The 14,601-nt window shown below is 65.3% G+C and carries 14 protein-coding genes; 5 read left to right on the top strand and 9 right to left on the bottom strand.

The window, feature by feature from the left end:
- Window positions 1-144: 144 nt before the first annotated feature.
- The 8 genes from BMY35_RS11695 to BMY35_RS11730 form a co-directional block, all read right to left on the bottom strand.
- Window positions 145-1,224 (bottom strand): purine-nucleoside phosphorylase, encoded by a 1,080-nt coding sequence (locus BMY35_RS11695; protein WP_371287159.1) that lies wholly within the window; start codon window positions 1,222-1,224, stop codon window positions 145-147.
- A gap of 105 nt (window positions 1,225-1,329) precedes the next feature.
- On the bottom strand, window positions 1,330-2,640 hold the full coding sequence (gene gltA, locus BMY35_RS11700; protein ID WP_093198516.1) for a citrate synthase: 1,311 nt from the start codon (window positions 2,638-2,640) through the stop codon (window positions 1,330-1,332).
- 24 nt (window positions 2,641-2,664) lie between these two features.
- Window positions 2,665-2,979, bottom strand: coding sequence for an FAD assembly factor SdhE (locus BMY35_RS11705; protein WP_093198518.1), 315 nt, complete (start codon window positions 2,977-2,979; stop codon window positions 2,665-2,667).
- Between the two features lie 33 nt (window positions 2,980-3,012).
- On the bottom strand, window positions 3,013-3,714 hold the full coding sequence (locus BMY35_RS11710) for a succinate dehydrogenase iron-sulfur subunit (protein WP_093049529.1): 702 nt from the start codon (window positions 3,712-3,714) through the stop codon (window positions 3,013-3,015).
- Between the two features lie 48 nt (window positions 3,715-3,762).
- A complete protein-coding gene (sdhA, locus tag BMY35_RS11715; RefSeq protein WP_093198521.1) occupies window positions 3,763-5,571 on the bottom strand; it encodes a succinate dehydrogenase flavoprotein subunit in 1,809 nt (602 codons plus the stop codon).
- 6 nt (window positions 5,572-5,577) lie between these two features.
- The gene (gene sdhD / locus BMY35_RS11720) at window positions 5,578-5,943 is read right to left on the bottom strand and encodes a succinate dehydrogenase, hydrophobic membrane anchor protein (RefSeq protein WP_093198522.1); all 366 of its coding nucleotides are present in this window, start codon (window positions 5,941-5,943) and stop codon (window positions 5,578-5,580) included.
- Between the two features lie 13 nt (window positions 5,944-5,956).
- Window positions 5,957-6,403: a succinate dehydrogenase, cytochrome b556 subunit gene (gene sdhC, locus BMY35_RS11725; protein ID WP_093198525.1), complete on the bottom strand. Its 447-nt coding sequence runs from the start codon at window positions 6,401-6,403 to the stop codon at window positions 5,957-5,959.
- Window positions 6,404-6,638: 235 nt separating this feature from the next.
- On the bottom strand, window positions 6,639-7,397 hold the full coding sequence (locus BMY35_RS11730; protein ID WP_093198527.1) for a GntR family transcriptional regulator: 759 nt from the start codon (window positions 7,395-7,397) through the stop codon (window positions 6,639-6,641).
- Between the two features lie 184 nt (window positions 7,398-7,581).
- Between BMY35_RS11730 and BMY35_RS11735 the strand changes: the two genes are divergently transcribed.
- The 5 genes from BMY35_RS11735 to BMY35_RS11755 all read left to right on the top strand — a co-directional run bounded on the left by BMY35_RS11735 (window position 7,582) and on the right by BMY35_RS11755 (window position 13,647).
- Window positions 7,582-8,568 (top strand): malate dehydrogenase, encoded by a 987-nt coding sequence (locus BMY35_RS11735; RefSeq protein ID WP_093198530.1) that lies wholly within the window; start codon window positions 7,582-7,584, stop codon window positions 8,566-8,568.
- A gap of 18 nt (window positions 8,569-8,586) precedes the next feature.
- The gene (gene tam / locus BMY35_RS11740; protein ID WP_093198532.1) at window positions 8,587-9,372 is read left to right on the top strand and encodes a trans-aconitate 2-methyltransferase; all 786 of its coding nucleotides are present in this window, start codon (window positions 8,587-8,589) and stop codon (window positions 9,370-9,372) included.
- On the top strand, window positions 9,369-10,367 hold the full coding sequence (locus BMY35_RS11745) for an HpcH/HpaI aldolase/citrate lyase family protein (protein WP_093198535.1): 999 nt from the start codon (window positions 9,369-9,371) through the stop codon (window positions 10,365-10,367). Before tam ends, BMY35_RS11745 begins: the two co-directional genes overlap by 4 nt.
- Before the next feature lie 38 nt (window positions 10,368-10,405).
- Complete coding sequence (locus BMY35_RS11750; protein WP_093198537.1) at window positions 10,406-10,966, top strand: hypothetical protein; 561 nt, start codon at window positions 10,406-10,408, stop codon at window positions 10,964-10,966.
- 89 nt (window positions 10,967-11,055) lie between these two features.
- Window positions 11,056-13,647, top strand: coding sequence for a bifunctional aconitate hydratase 2/2-methylisocitrate dehydratase (locus BMY35_RS11755; protein ID WP_093198539.1), 2,592 nt, complete (start codon window positions 11,056-11,058; stop codon window positions 13,645-13,647).
- Window positions 13,648-13,731: 84 nt separating this feature from the next.
- Here the strand turns inward: BMY35_RS11755 and BMY35_RS11760 are convergent, their stop codons facing one another.
- On the bottom strand, window positions 13,732-14,592 hold the full coding sequence (locus BMY35_RS11760; protein ID WP_093198541.1) for a hypothetical protein: 861 nt from the start codon (window positions 14,590-14,592) through the stop codon (window positions 13,732-13,734).
- Window positions 14,593-14,601 lie beyond the last annotated feature (9 nt).

A 14,601-nucleotide genomic window follows, 5' to 3' on the forward strand; every position in this document is an offset into this window, starting at 1 on the left:
CTCGCGCTGGGCCAGTCGACCAGCCTCTACGGCGAAGTCGGCAAGCTCTGGGCGAGCGGCGGCAACGCCAGGGTGAAGAGCTCGATCAACGGATCGGTCGGTGTGCGCGTGAAGTGGTGAAGGGCTGAGTCCGGAACGGACCGGTCAGTCCGCCGGCACTCCCGCGCTCCAGGCGGGCCAGTTGCCGACGATCGCATCCACCAGGGGCCGCCCCGCGATCAGGAGGTTGGCGGTGGAGATCGGGAACCCGCCTGACTCGGCCGAAAGCGAGGCGTAGGCGGTCTGCCCCGGATGGGGCCGGTCGAAGTTCGACGCGGTGCGCAGCACGGCCACGCGCCGCAGGTCGAGCAGCCCGGCGCTTGCGCCCCGCTTCAACGCCTCGTAGGTGGCGTTGTCCTCCTGCTGCGTGGTGCAGTACTTGCCCTGCCCGTCGGTCACGAGCGAAACCCAGCGTGTGGCCGTCTCGCCCAGGTATTTGCCGTGCCAGTAGGTGTCCCCGGCCGCGGTGTCGCATTGCAGGACGGAAGGGCGGGCCTTGGCCGTCGGCTGCGGATACCTTGCGCGATAGGCGCGCGCCTTGTCGTTGTCGGCCAGTGGCGCATTGGCCGACAGCTTCAGGGCCTTCTGCAGCAGCTTCTCGTCGAGGCGGAAGACCTCGGTGCGGTATTCGAACTTGGGCTTGGAGTCCGGATCCTTGGCGCCGATGCCGAAGTAGCCGGAGCGCCAGGTCGAAGGCATTTCGCGCGCGTCGATCTCGTGGGCGATGCCGAAGTCGACCAGGTACCGGGCCCAGGTGGCCGAGCCGATGGTCGAGACATTGGGGTCGACGCCCGCAATGCCGGCCACCAGGAAGTAGGTTTTCGAGAGATCGAACTTGCCGCTGAACACCAGCGCCGCGATGGATGCCGCCGCATTGGTGTGGCCCATGCCGGTGGTGACCTGGCACACCGAATCGGCATTGCACCGCACCGCCGGATCGTCGGCGGACAGGCCCGGCACCTTGATCTCCCGGTTCAGCTTCAGCGGCTCGAGCCACACCTGCGCCTCGGGCTTGAACATGCTGATGATGAGGACCTTCACGGCCACCTGCTGCTGGGCGCCTTGTGTCGCCGAAGGCGGCGCGGATCGGTTCGCATCGCTCGCGCAGCCGAACAGCGCTGATGCGGCGAGGGCAATGCATGCCGCCCTTGAAGACAAACTGATTACCGGGCTCGAAACTGCCATCTGCTTTCTCCTTTTCCGTCGAACAACAAGAAGGAACCGCAATTTACAGGCCAAAAAAAAGCTGCCCGAAGGCAGCTTCTTTCACGGCTGGGCCGCAGTCGCAGATCAGCGAGCCGAGATCGGCTTCACGTCGCGCTTCGGCGAGCCTTCGAACAGCTGGCGCGGGCGGCCGATCTTGTACTCGGGGTCGCCGATCATTTCGTTCAGCTGGGCGATCCAGCCGACCGTGCGGGCCAGCGCGAAGATCGCGGTGAACAGCGGCACCGGGATGCCGATGGCGCGCTGCACGATGCCTGAGTAGAAGTCGACGTTCGGGTAGAGCTTGCGCGACACGAAGTACTCGTCTTCCAGGGCGATCTTTTCCAGTTCCTTGGCCAGCTTGAACAGCGGGTCGTTTTCCAGGCCCAGCTCGGTCAGCACTTCGTTGCAGGTTTCCTGCATCAGCTTGGCGCGCGGGTCGTAGTTCTTGTACACGCGGTGGCCGAAGCCCATCAGCTTGACGTTCGAGTTCTTGTCCTTGACCTTCTTGATGAACTCGCCGATCTTCTCGACGCCGCCTTCCTTCTGGATGTCGTACAGCATGTTGAGTGCTGCTTCGTTGGCGCCGCCGTGGGCAGGGCCCCACAGGCAGGCAACGCCGGCCGCGATGGCCGCGAAGGGGTTCGTGCCCGACGAGCCGCACAGGCGCACCGTCGAGGTCGAGGCGTTCTGCTCGTGGTCTGCGTGCAGGATGAAGATGCGGTCGAGCGCGCGCTCGAGCACCGGGTTCACCTTGTACTCCTCGCACGGCGTGGCGAACATCATGTGCAGGAAGTTGCCGGCGTAGCTCAGGTCGTTCTTCGGGTACATGTACGGCTGGCCGATCGTGTACTTGTAGGCCATGGCCACGAGCGTGGGCATCTTCGCGATCAGGCGGATCGCGGCGATCTCGCGGTGCTCGGGATTGTTGATGTCCGTGCTGTCGTGATAGAAGGCCGACAGGGCGCCCACCAGGCCGGTCATGATGGCCATCGGGTGCGCGTCGCGGCGGAAGCCGCGCAGGAAGAACTGCATCTGCTCGTTCACCATCGTGTGGTTCGTCACGAGCTTGGTGAAGTTGGCCTTCTTGGCAGCGTCCGGCAGTTCACCGTACAGCAGCAGGTGGCAGGTCTCGAGGAAGTCGCAGTTGGTCGCGAGCTGCTCGATGGGGTAGCCGCGGTACAGCAGCTCGCCCTTGTCGCCATCGATGTACGTGATGGCCGACTGGCAGGCGGCGGTCGACATGAAGCCCGGGTCGTACGTGAACATGCCGGTCTGCGCATACAGCTTGCGGATATCGATCACGTCGGGGCCAACGGTGCCCTTGTAGATCGGCAGTTCGACGCTGTCGCCGCCGTTGCTGAACGACAGCGTGGCCTTGGTATCGGATGCTTTCATTTCGGTTTACTTTCAGAGGTGGATTCAGGACGAAGGAGAAATTGCAGGACGCTGCGCGCCGTCGGTGCGCATCAGCTGCAGCAATGCGACCACCTCGGCCCCGGCCCATTCGGGCTCGGGCTCCTTTCTGCGCAAAAGGAGGTCGAGGAGATCGTTGTCCGACAGGTCCATCAATGTCTCCATCGCTCCCGCCTGACCCACGGTCATGCGGGATTCGTGCCGCTCGAAGAAGCGGGCGATGAACAGGTCGTTCTCGAGCAGTCCGCGCCGGCAGCGCCATTTGAGCTTGCTCAGCGCACGTTCGCTGAGCAGCTCGGCGGAGTCGGTGGCGGGTTGCATGGTGGCGTCTCGGGAAGGCAGCTCAGGAATCTCTTAGATGGCGCGGCGCACCATCAATTCCTTGATCTTGCCGATGGCCTTGGTCGGGTTCAGGCTCTTGGGGCACACGTCCACGCAGTTCATGATCGTGTGGCAGCGGAAGAGGCGGTACGGGTCTTCCAGGTTGTCCAGGCGCTCGGCGGTGGCTTCGTCGCGGCTGTCGGCGATGAAGCGGTAGGCCTGCAGCAGGCCGGCGGGGCCCACGAACTTGTCGGGGTTCCACCAGAAGCTGGGGCAGCTCGTCGAGCAGCTCGCGCACAGGATGCACTCGTACAGGCCGTTGAGCTCTTCGCGCTCCTCGGGCGACTGCAGGCGTTCCTTCTCGGGCGGCACGGTGTCGTTCTGCAGGTAGGGCTTGATCGAGTTGTACTGCTTGAAGAACTGCGTCATGTCCACGATCAGGTCGCGGATGACGGGCAGGCCCGGCAGCGGCTTGAGCACCACGGTGCCCTTGAGCGTGTTCATGTTGGTCAGGCAGGCCAGACCGTTCTTGCCGTTGATGTTCATCGCGTCGGAGCCGCAGACGCCTTCGCGGCACGAGCGGCGGAACGACAGGGTCGGGTCTTGCGCCTTGAGCTTCATGAGGGCGTCGAGCAGCATGCGCTCGTGGCCGTCGAGTTCGATCTCGACCGTCTGCATGTAGGGCTTGGCGTCCTTGTCCGGGTCGTAGCGGTAAATCTGGAATGTGCGCTTCATCGTAGTGACCTTGTGAATGCTTTGTGTGAGCTGACTGTGAGCCGTTCTTTAGAACGTGCGGACCTTCGGCGGAACCGAGGCCACGGTGAGCGGCTGCAGCTTGACCGGCTTGTACGAGAGGCGGTTGTCGGCGCTGTACCAGAGCGTGTGCTTCATCCAGTTGGCGTCGTCGCGGCCGAGCGGGGCGACCGGGTCGTCCGCCGGACGCTCGTAGTCTTCCACCGTGTGGGCGCCGCGGCATTCCTTGCGGGCTGCGGCCGAAACCATGGTGGCCTGCGCCACTTCGATCAGGTTGTCGACTTCCAGCGCTTCGATGCGGGCGGTGTTGAACACCTTCGACTTGTCCTTCAGGCCGATGGCCTTGACGCGCTCGCGCACGGCGGCGATCTTGACCACGCCTTCGTCCATCGAGGCCTGCTTGCGGAACACGGCCGCATGCTGCTGCATGACGGCGCGGATCTCGCCGGCCACGTCCTGCGCGTACTCGCCGCCGGTGGTGGCTTCGAGACGGTTCAGGCGCTCCAGCGTGCGGTCGGCCGCATCGTTGGGCAGGGGCTTGTGTTCCTTGAGCTTGTCGTTGAACTCGACGATGTGGTTGCCGGCAGCGCGGCCGAACACCAGCAGGTCGAGCAGCGAGTTCGTGCCCAGGCGGTTGGCGCCGTGCACGCTCACGCAGGAGCATTCGCCCACCGCGTAGAGACCGTTCACGACGGCGCTGTTGTCTTCACCCTTCTGCACCACGACCTGGCCGTGGATGTTGGTGGGGATGCCGCCCATCTGGTAGTGGATGGTCGGCACGACGGGAATCGGTTCCTTCGTGATGTCGACGTTGGCGAAGTTGACGCCGATCTCGTACACCGATGGCAGGCGCTTGTGGATGGTGTCCGCGCCAAGGTGGTCGAGCTTGAGCAGCACGTAGTCCTTGTTGGGACCGCAGCCGCGGCCTTCCTTGATTTCCTGGTCCATCGAGCGCGAGACGAAGTCGCGCGGCGCCAGATCCTTCAGCGTGGGCGCATAGCGCTCCATGAAGCGTTCGCCGTTGCTGTTCAGCAGGATCGCGCCTTCGCCGCGGCAGCCTTCGGTCAGCAGCACGCCCGCGCCGGCCACGCCGGTCGGGTGGAACTGCCAGAACTCCATGTCCTGCAGCGGAATGCCCGAACGGGCGGCCATGCCGAGGCCGTCGCCGGTGTTGATGAAGGCGTTGGTCGAAGCCTGGAAGATGCGGCCCGCGCCGCCGGTGGCCAGCAGCACGGTCTTGGCCTGCAGGATGTGCAGGTCGCCGGTTTCCATTTCGAGGGCGGTCACGCCGACCACGTCGCCTTCTTCGTCACGGATGAGGTCGAGCGCCATCCATTCGACGAAGAACTGGGTGCGTGCCTCGACGTTCTTCTGGTAGAGCGTGTGCAGCATCGCGTGGCCGGTACGGTCGGCCGCGGCGCAGGCACGCTGCACGGGCTTCTCGCCGTAGTTGGCCGTGTGGCCGCCGAACGGACGCTGGTAGATCGTGCCGTCGGGGTTGCGGTCGAAGGGCATGCCGAAGTGCTCGAGCTCGTACACGACCTTCGGTGCTTCGCGGCACATGAACTCGATCGCGTCCTGGTCACCGAGCCAGTCGGAGCCCTTGATCGTGTCGTAGAAGTGGTAGTGCCAGTTGTCCTCGCTCATGTTGCCGAGCGAAGCGCCCACGCCGCCCTGTGCGGCGACGGTGTGCGAACGGGTCGGGAACACCTTGGAGAGCACGGCCACGTTGAGGCCGGCACGTGCGAGTTGCAGCGAGGCGCGCATGCCGGAGCCGCCGGCACCGACGATCACGACGTCGAACTTGCGCTTGGTGATTTTTTCTTTTGTGTAGGTCATGGTGGGTCAGATCTTCCAAAGCACTTGAATGGCCCAACCCGCACAACCGACAAGCCAGACGATGGTGAAAACTTGCAGCACGAGACGGATGGCGACGGGCTGGATGTAGTCCATCCAAACGTCGCGCATGCCGACCCACACGTGGTAGAGCAGGGAGACGATCACGGAGAAGGTCAGCACCTTCATCCACTGGGCGGCGAAGATGCCGGCCCAGAGGTCGTAGCCGATGGGGCCGCGGGTGAAGATCAGCTGCGCGAGCAGGATGATCGTGAAGAGCGCCATCAGGCAGCCGGTGATGCGCTGGCTGAGCCAGTCGCGCAGACCGTAGTGGGCGCCGACGACGACGCGCTTGGAGCCGTAATTCACAGACATGATTGGCTCCTTCTCAGTACAGGCCGAACAGCTTGGCGCCGAGCACCAGCGTGAGGATGATGCTCGCGCCCAGCGTGAAGATGGCCGAGGTGTTGCCGAACTCCTTGTTCACCGCGGAGTGGCTCACGTCCATCCAGAGGTGGCGCAGGCCGGCGATGAAGTGGTGCAGGTAGGCCCAGATGAGCGCGAGCGCGACGAGCTTGAAGAACCACCCCGGAACAAAGCCAAGGCCGCTGTTGAAGGCGGCCTTGAAGCGGGCGAACGAATAGTCGGAAGACAGCGAGGTGTCGAACATCCAGATGATGAACGGCAGCAGCAGGAACATCAGCACGCCGCTGACGCGGTGCAGGATCGACACGATGCCCGCCGGCGGCAGCCGGTAGGTCGTGAGATCGGTGAATGCATTGATGTTGCGGAATTCGCGACGCGGTGGCCGGGGGGGAGTTGCAAGCTCTGTCATTGGGGGATGGCTTTCGTGGCTTTGTGACTTGTTGGCTTGTTCTGAGAGCGAACGCTTTTGTTTCTTCTGCGGAAGTGCAAACAACGCAAAATTCTATTGCAATGCACCATCGCGCTGCGGACACGCACGAGTCAGCGCACCGTTGCAGTCGGATGCTATTGACTTCGTAGCGCAACGCGCACGCTGCATGCGAGTGCTGGAGCCGATGTGTTCTGCCTTCTTCGTGTGCATCGGGTCAGCCCAGCTGGTTCCTGTAGTGGTGCGTGTCGGTGCGATAGAGCCCGCGGCGCAGTTCCATCGGCGTGTCATGGTAGGTGTGCGCGACGCGTTCCACGCTCAGCAGGGGCATCTGCAGCGTCACGTCGAGCAGCGCTGCCTGTTCGGCATCGGGCAGCACGGCGCGGATCTTTTCCTCGGCGCGCACCATACGCACGCCGAACTCGGTTTCGAAGAGTGCGTACATCGGGCCGGGCCATGCGCGCAGCCGCTCGGCGGTGAGTCCCTTGAAGGGCGCGCCGGGAAGCCACAGGTCTTCGAGGATGGTGGGTACTCCGCCATAGGCGAGCACGCGGCGCACCTGCAGCACGGCGTCCGCGGTACGCAGGCCGAGCGCTCGAGCCACGTCGGCCGATGCGCGCAGGCGCTTGCAGTCGACGATGGTGCGCACGGCCGGGCCCTCGGTGCTCGGGTCGCCTTCGTCGGGCACGAGCTTGAGGAAGCGGTACTGCACATGCTGCTCGGCATGCGTGGCGACGAAGGTGCCCTTGCCCTGGCGGCGCACCACCAGGTTTTCGGCGGAGAGTTCGTCGATGGCCTTGCGCACCGTGCCCTGGCTCACGCGGTAGCGCACGGCCAGGTCCATCTCGCTCGGGATGGGCTCGCCCGGCTTCCACTCGCCCGCCTGCAGGCTCTGCAGGATCAGGGTCTTGATCTGCTGGTAGAGCGGACTGAAGGACGGCGTCGCGGGCTCGTCGAATGGGGTGGGCGTGTTCATGGCAGCGGTGGGGTGCGCCTTGGCGGACCCCGAGAGGATATCTTATATAAGACATAAGACGAGGCTCATTGAATCGGCTTAAAATGCTGCCGGTCTCGCGCTGCGGGAAGGTGTTTCATCCCGCAGAACCCCTGGCGCCCCACGAGAGCGCCGACACCGTTTCATTACCTTCTGGAGTCTTCCCATGAGCAAAAAGCCCGTCCGCGTTGCCGTCACCGGTGCCGCCGGTCAAATCGGTTACGCCCTGCTGTTCCGTATCGCCTCCGGTGAAATGCTCGGCAAAGACCAGCCGGTCATCCTGCAACTGCTCGAGATCCCCGACGAGAAGGCCCAGAAGGCGCTCAAGGGCGTGATCATGGAGCTCGAAGACTGCGCCTTCCCGCTGCTGGCCGGCGTGATCCCCACCGGCGACCCGCTGGTGGCCTTCAAGGATGCCGACTACGCCCTGCTGGTCGGTGCCCGTCCCCGCGGCCCCGGCATGGAGCGCGCCGACCTGCTGGCCGCCAACGCACAGATCTTCACGGCACAGGGCAAGGCGCTCGACCAGGTCGCCAGCCGCAACGTCAAGGTGCTCGTGGTCGGCAACCCCGCCAACACCAACGCCTACATCGCCATGAAGAGCGCGCCCAGCCTGCCGCGCGAGAACTTCACCGCCATGCTGCGCCTGGACCACAACCGCGCCGCCAGCCAGATCGCCGCCAAGACCGGCACGGCAGTGGGCGACATCGAGAAGCTCACCGTCTGGGGCAACCACTCGCCCACGATGTACGCCGACTACCGCTTCGCCACCGTCGGCGGCAAGAGCGTCAAGGACCTGATCAACGACCAGGTCTGGAACGCCGACACCTTCCTGCCCACCGTCGGCAAGCGCGGCGCGGCCATCATCGAGGCGCGCGGCCTGTCGTCGGCTGCCTCGGCCGCCAACGCCGCCATCGACCACATGCGCGACTGGGCCCTGGGCTCGAACGGCAAGTGGGTCACGATGGGCATCCCGTCGGACGGCCAGTACGGCATTCCGAAGGACGTGATCTTCGGCTTCCCGGTCGTCACCGAGAACGGCAAGTACAAGATCGTCGAAGGCCTCGAGATCGATGCATTCAGCCAGGAGCGCATCAACAAGACGCTGAAGGAGCTGCAGGACGAGCAGGCCGGCGTCGCCCACCTGCTGTAAGCCAGCCCACCGACCAGCATGCTCGACTGGAACCCCGCGCTCTACCGTCGCTACGAGGACGAGCGCACCCGTCCTGCGCAGGAACTCCTTGCGCGGGTGCCGCTGACCGAAGCGGCCCGCGTGGTCGACCTCGGGTGCGGCCCGGGCAACTCCACCGAGCTGCTGGTCAACCGGTTCCCGAAGGCGCAGGCCCTCGGGACCGACAACTCCGAAGCGATGCTGGTCAGCGCGCGCGAGCGCCTGCCGCAGGCACGCTTCGAGCTGAGCGACATCGCGACCTGGGCGCCGCAGTCCGCTGAAGAAGCGCCCGACCTCATTTATGCCAACGCGTCCCTGCAGTGGGTGCCCGATCACGAGAAGCTGATCCCGCGCCTGTTCGACGCGCTGGCGCCGGGTGGCGTGCTCGCCATCCAGATGCCCGACAACCGGCAGGAGCCCACGCACCGGCTGATGCGCGCTCTCGCCGCCGAAGCTCCCTGGGCGGAGCGCATCGGCGACGCGGACAAGCTGCGCACGCTGCTGCTCGACCTGCGCGGCTACTACGACCTGCTGGCGCCGCGCGCCGCGAACGTCGATGTCTGGCACACCATCTACCAGCACCGCATGGCCGATGCGGCCTCCATCGTCGAATGGGTGCGCGGCACCGGCCTGAAGCCCTTCGTCGATCGCCTGCCGCCCGACCTGCAGGCGAGCTACCTCGCCGAATACCAGCGCCGTGTGGACGAGGCCTATCCCGTGCGCACTGACGGCAAGCGGCTGCTGGCCTTCCCGCGCATGTTCATCGTCGCGCAGAAAAAAGCATGACGAACACGGCACACCCCGCTGAAGTGCTGCTCGGTGCACAGGCCGGCGCGGTGACGCTGCCCGTGTGCGACCACTACAGCGGCGTGGAAGCGCGCATGAAGAAGAGTCTCGCGCTCCAGGCCGAGATGGCCGAGGAGTTCGGCGCCTGCGTGTTCGACGTCACCCTCGACTGCGAGGACGGCGCCCCCGTGGGCGGCGAGGCCGAGCATGCCGCGCTCGTCTCCGAGCTCGCGCTGGCTGCGAAGCCCGGCATGCGCGTCGGCGTGCGGGTGCACCCGGTCGATCACCCGGCCTTTGCGGGCGACGTGGTCACCATTGCCGGCCGTGCCGGCTCGCGACTGAGCCACCTGATGGTGCCCAAGGTCGAATCGGTGGCCGATGTGTTGCAGGCTGTTGCCGCGCTCGACGCGGCCGATGCAGCCACGCTGCCACTGCACGTGCTGATCGAATCGCCTCTGGCGGTGCACAACGCCTTCGAGATTGCCGCCCATCCGCGCGTGCAGTCGCTGAGCTTCGGCCTCATGGATTTCGTTTCGGCGCATGCCGGCGCCATCCCGGCCGACGGTATGGGTGCCGCAGGGCAGTTCAGCCACCCGCTGGTGGTACGAGCCAAGCTGGCCATCGCGTCGGCCGCGCATGCCTACGGCAAGGTGCCGTCGCATTGCGTGGTCACCGAGTTCAACGATGCCGATGCGATGCGCACCGCGGCGCGCAAGGCGGCCGGCGAATTCGGCTACACGCGCATGTGGAGCATCCATCCGAACCAGATCCGGCCCATCCTCGAGGCCTTCGCGCCCGACGAGTCGCAGATTCAAATTGCCACAAAAATCCTTGTAAAGGCGGCAGCTGCGGATTGGGCTCCGACACAAATTGATGGCACATTGCACGACCGCGCGAGCTACCGCCATTTCTGGCAGGTTCTGACGCGTGCCCATGCAACAGGGCGCGCGTTGCCCTCCGAGGCGAAAGCCTGGTTTGCATTCGCGGCCTCCTGAAACGAAACCTTCGAACCCAGCCTCAAGGAAACCCACACATGAAGAAAATTGCCCTGATCGCCGCTGTGGCCCTGGCTCTGCCGCTCGGCGCCATGGCGCAGAACGCAGCGCCCGCCAAGCCGGCCGCTGCCAAGTCCACCGAAGCCAAGAAGGCTCCCCCGAAGCGCCAGGTCACCCGCAAGGCCGCCAAGGCCGTCGAGGAAGTCACGCCGATCAGCGACGACACCAACATCGTCCTCACCGATGCCGACCTCGAAGTCGCCAAGCGCGTGTCGGTCGGCAAGGCCCAGTGCGAACTCGGTGCCGACGTGACCGTCACACCCGACGAGAAGAAGCCCGGCTTCTTCACCGTGAGCACCAAGGGCCAGAAGTACCGCATGCACCCGGTCGAAAGCCGCACCGGCGCCATCCGCCTCGAAGACCCGCGCGCCGGCGCCATGTGGCTCCAGCTCGGCAACAAGTCGATGCTGATGAACCAGAAGGCCGGCCTGCGCATCGCCGACGAATGCCAGACCGACGCACAGATCGCCTTTGCCGCAGAAATGAAGAAGAACCCGCCCAAGGCTCTCTTCGACGGCGCCGACGGCGAGAAGAAGTAAGCGTACCCACCACGGGGTGCGGCGCGGCTCTTGCTTGACCGCCTGGGCCGCCTCGCACGCCCGCCAGATCAGTTTCCGGAGAAAAGAAGATGTTGCAAGCCTACGTTGACCATGTTGCCGAACGCGCCGCGCTCGGTATCCCGCCGCTGCCCCTGAGCGCGAAGCAGACCTCTGAAGCGATCGAGCTCCTCAAGAGCGCTACGCCCAAGGATGGCGCCTTCCTGCTGGACCTGCTCACCTACCGCGTGCCTGCCGGCGTCGACGACGCCGCCAAGGTCAAGGCGAGCTACCTCGCGGCCGTGGCCCACGGCACCGAGAAGAGCGAGTTCATTTCGCGCGCCCGCGCCACCGAACTGCTCGGCACCATGCTCGGCGGCTACAACATCAGCCCCCTGATCGACCTGCTCGACGACGCCGAAGTCGGTGCCGTCGCAGCCGAAGGCCTGAAGAAAACCCTGCTGATGTTCGACCAGTTCCACGACGTCAAGGAAAAGGCCGACAAGGGCAACGCCAACGCCAAGGGCGTGCTGCAGAGCTGGGCCGATGCCGAGTGGTTCACCAGCCGTCCCGAAGTGCCGCAGAGCCTGACCATCACGGTCTTCAAGGTTCCCGGCGAAACCAACACCGACGACCTCTCGCCCGCGCCCGACGCCACCACGCGTCCCGACATTCCGATGCACGCGCTGGCCATGCTCAAGAACAAGCGCGAAGGCACCGCGTTCCAGCCCGAGGAAGACGGCAAGCGCGGCCCGGTCAAGTTCATCGAGTCGCTGAAGGAGAAGGGCAACCAGGTCGCCTACGTGGGCGACGTGGTCGGCACGGGCTCCAGCCGCAAGTCGGCCACCAACTCGGTGCTGTGGTTCACCGGCGAAGACATTCCCTTCATCCCCAACAAGCGCTTCGGCGGCGTGTGCCTGGGCTCGAAGATCGCCCCGATCTTCTACAACACCATGGAAGACGCGGGCGCGCTGCCCATCGAGCTCGACGTGAGCCAGATGGATACCGGCGACGTCGTCGAGCTGCGCCCCTACGAAGGCAAGGCGCTGAAGGACGGCAAGGTCATCGCCGAGTTCAAGGTCAAGAGCGAAGTGCTGTTCGACGAAGTGCGCGCCGGCGGCCGCATTCCGCTGATCATCGGCCGCGGCCTGACGGCCAAGGCGCGCGAGGCGCTGGGCCTGCCGGCTTCGACGCTGTTCCGCCTGCCGCAAAGCCCTGTCGACACCAAGAAGGGCTTCTCGCTGGCGCAGAAGATGGTCGGCCGCGCCTGCGGCCTGCCCGAAGGCCAGGGCGTGCGCCCGGGCACGTACTGCGAACCCAAGATGACCTCGGTCGGCTCGCAGGACACCACCGGCCCGATGACGCGCGACGAGCTGAAGGACCTGGCCTGCCTGGGCTTCTCGGCCGACCTCGTGATGCAGTCGTTCTGCCACACCGCCGCCTATCCGAAGAAGGTGGACGTGAAGATGCACCACGAGCTGCCCGACTTCATCAGCACCCGCGGCGGCGTCTCGCTGCGCCCGGGCGACGGCGTGATCCACTCGTGGCTCAACCGCCTGCTGACGCCCGACACCGTGGGCACGGGCGGCGACAGCCACACCCGCTTCCCCATCGGCATCAGCTTCCCGGCCGGCTCGGGCCTCGTGGCCTTCGCCGCCGCCACCGGCGTGATGCCGCTGGACATGCCTGAATCGGTGCTCGTGCGCTTCAAGGGCAAGATGCAGCCCGGCGTGACGCTGCGCGATCTGGTCAATGCCATTCCGCTGTACGCCATCAAGTCCGGCCTGCTGACGGTCGAGAAGAAGGGCAAGAAGAACATCTTCTCCGGCCGCATCCTCGAGATCGAGGGCCTGCCCGACCTGAAGGTGGAACAGGCCTTCGAGCTGAGCGACGCCTCGGCCGAACGCTCGGCCGCCGGCTGCACGGTGCACCTGAACAAGGAACCGATCCAGGAGTACATCAACAGCAACATCACGCTGATGAAGTGGATGATTGCCGAAGGCTACGCCGACGCTCGCACGCTGCAGCGCCGCATCGCCGCGCAGGAAGCCTGGCTCAAGGACCCGCAGCTGCTCAAGGGCGACGACGACGCCGAATACGCTGCCGTCATCGAGATCGACCTGGCCGACATCCACGAGCCCATCGTGGCCTGCCCGAACGACCCCGACGACGTGAAGACGCTGTCGGACGTGGCCGGCGCCAAGATCGACGAAGTGTTCATCGGCTCGTGCATGACCAACATCGGCCACTTCCGCGCAGCGTCGAAGCTGCTCGAGGGCAAGCGCGACATCCCGGTCAAGCTGTGGATCGCGCCGCCGACCAAGATGGACGCGCAGCAGCTCACCGAGGAAGGCCACTACGGCGTGTTCGGCAATGCCGGTGCCCGCACCGAAATGCCGGGCTGCTCGCTGTGCATGGGCAACCAGGCACAGGTGCGCGAAGGTGCCACCGTCATGTCGACCAGCACCCGCAACTTCCCGAACCGCCTGGGCAAGAACACCAACGTGTACCTGGGCTCGGCGGAGCTGGCATCGATCTGCTCGAAGCTCGGCCGCATCCCGACGCGCGAGGAGTACATGGCCGACATCGGCGTGATCAACAGCAACGGCGACAAGATCTACCAGTACCTGAACTTCGACAAGATCGAGGACTACAAGGGCGTGGCGGATACGGTCGCGGCCTGATCTGGTCCTGCAGGCGATCCACCGGTCGCCTGAATGAAACAAGCCCCGCTTCGGCGGGGCTTTTTCTTTTTCTCTTTTCTGTTCTCAGATCGGCGGCTGGTTGGGCTGCAGGTGTTCCCGGCCCGCGAGCACCATCTCCGCGCCGGCCGGGCCGCCGACCGCATGCGGCAGCGCAGTCAGCAGCGAGTTCGCGAAGTCGCCACGGTAGAGCTTGGCGCCCTGGTGCGTCAGGTTGGAGTTGGCATCGATGTAGATCGACTCGCCCAGCCCCGTCCACAGGCGGCAGAAGCCGTAGTCTTCCGACAGGTAGCGGCGTGTCTGCGGATCGACCATGACGTCGAAGAAGCGGTAGTGCAGGCCGAGATCGGCCTCTCCGATGCTGTCGGGCACATAGTTGAGGTCGGGGTAGCTCGCCATGAGCCGCTCGAATACGGAGCGCTTGATCACCATGAAGCCGGTCGGCGCCTCGGTCATCTTCATGAAGCCGTCGGGCTGCACCTCGAGCTCGACCCGCGAGGTGGTCTCGGAAGCCTTGGCGTTGACCGTGTAGCGCGTGAAGGTGGACTCGAACTGCTGCTGCGTCGTGCCCTCGGCTACTCCGCCCTCGGGCCAGTTCTCCCGCTTCAGCGGATAGACGCCCGCCGCCACGTCGTAGCCCGACAGCAGCAGGCGGAAGGCCGCCTGTGCCGAGAAGCCGATGTCGGCGTCGATCCAGAACAGGTGCGTCCACTGCGGATTGCCGAGGAATTGGGCCACGCAGTTGTTCCGCGCGCGCGTCACCAGGCTCTCGCCCTGGTGCGTGAGCACCTGCAGCCGCATGCCGGCACGCTCGGCCTGGACTGTGAAGTTCAGCATCGAGGTGAGGTAGTTCAGGAAGACCTTGCCGTCGTGGCTCGGCGTGACGATCACGGGAAAGATCTGCCGGAGTTCGGATGGGTCGAGCATGTAGGGTTC

It is taken from the genome of Variovorax sp. YR750, assembly GCF_900109805.1.
Lineage (GTDB): Bacteria > Pseudomonadota > Gammaproteobacteria > Burkholderiales > Burkholderiaceae_C > Variovorax > Variovorax gossypii.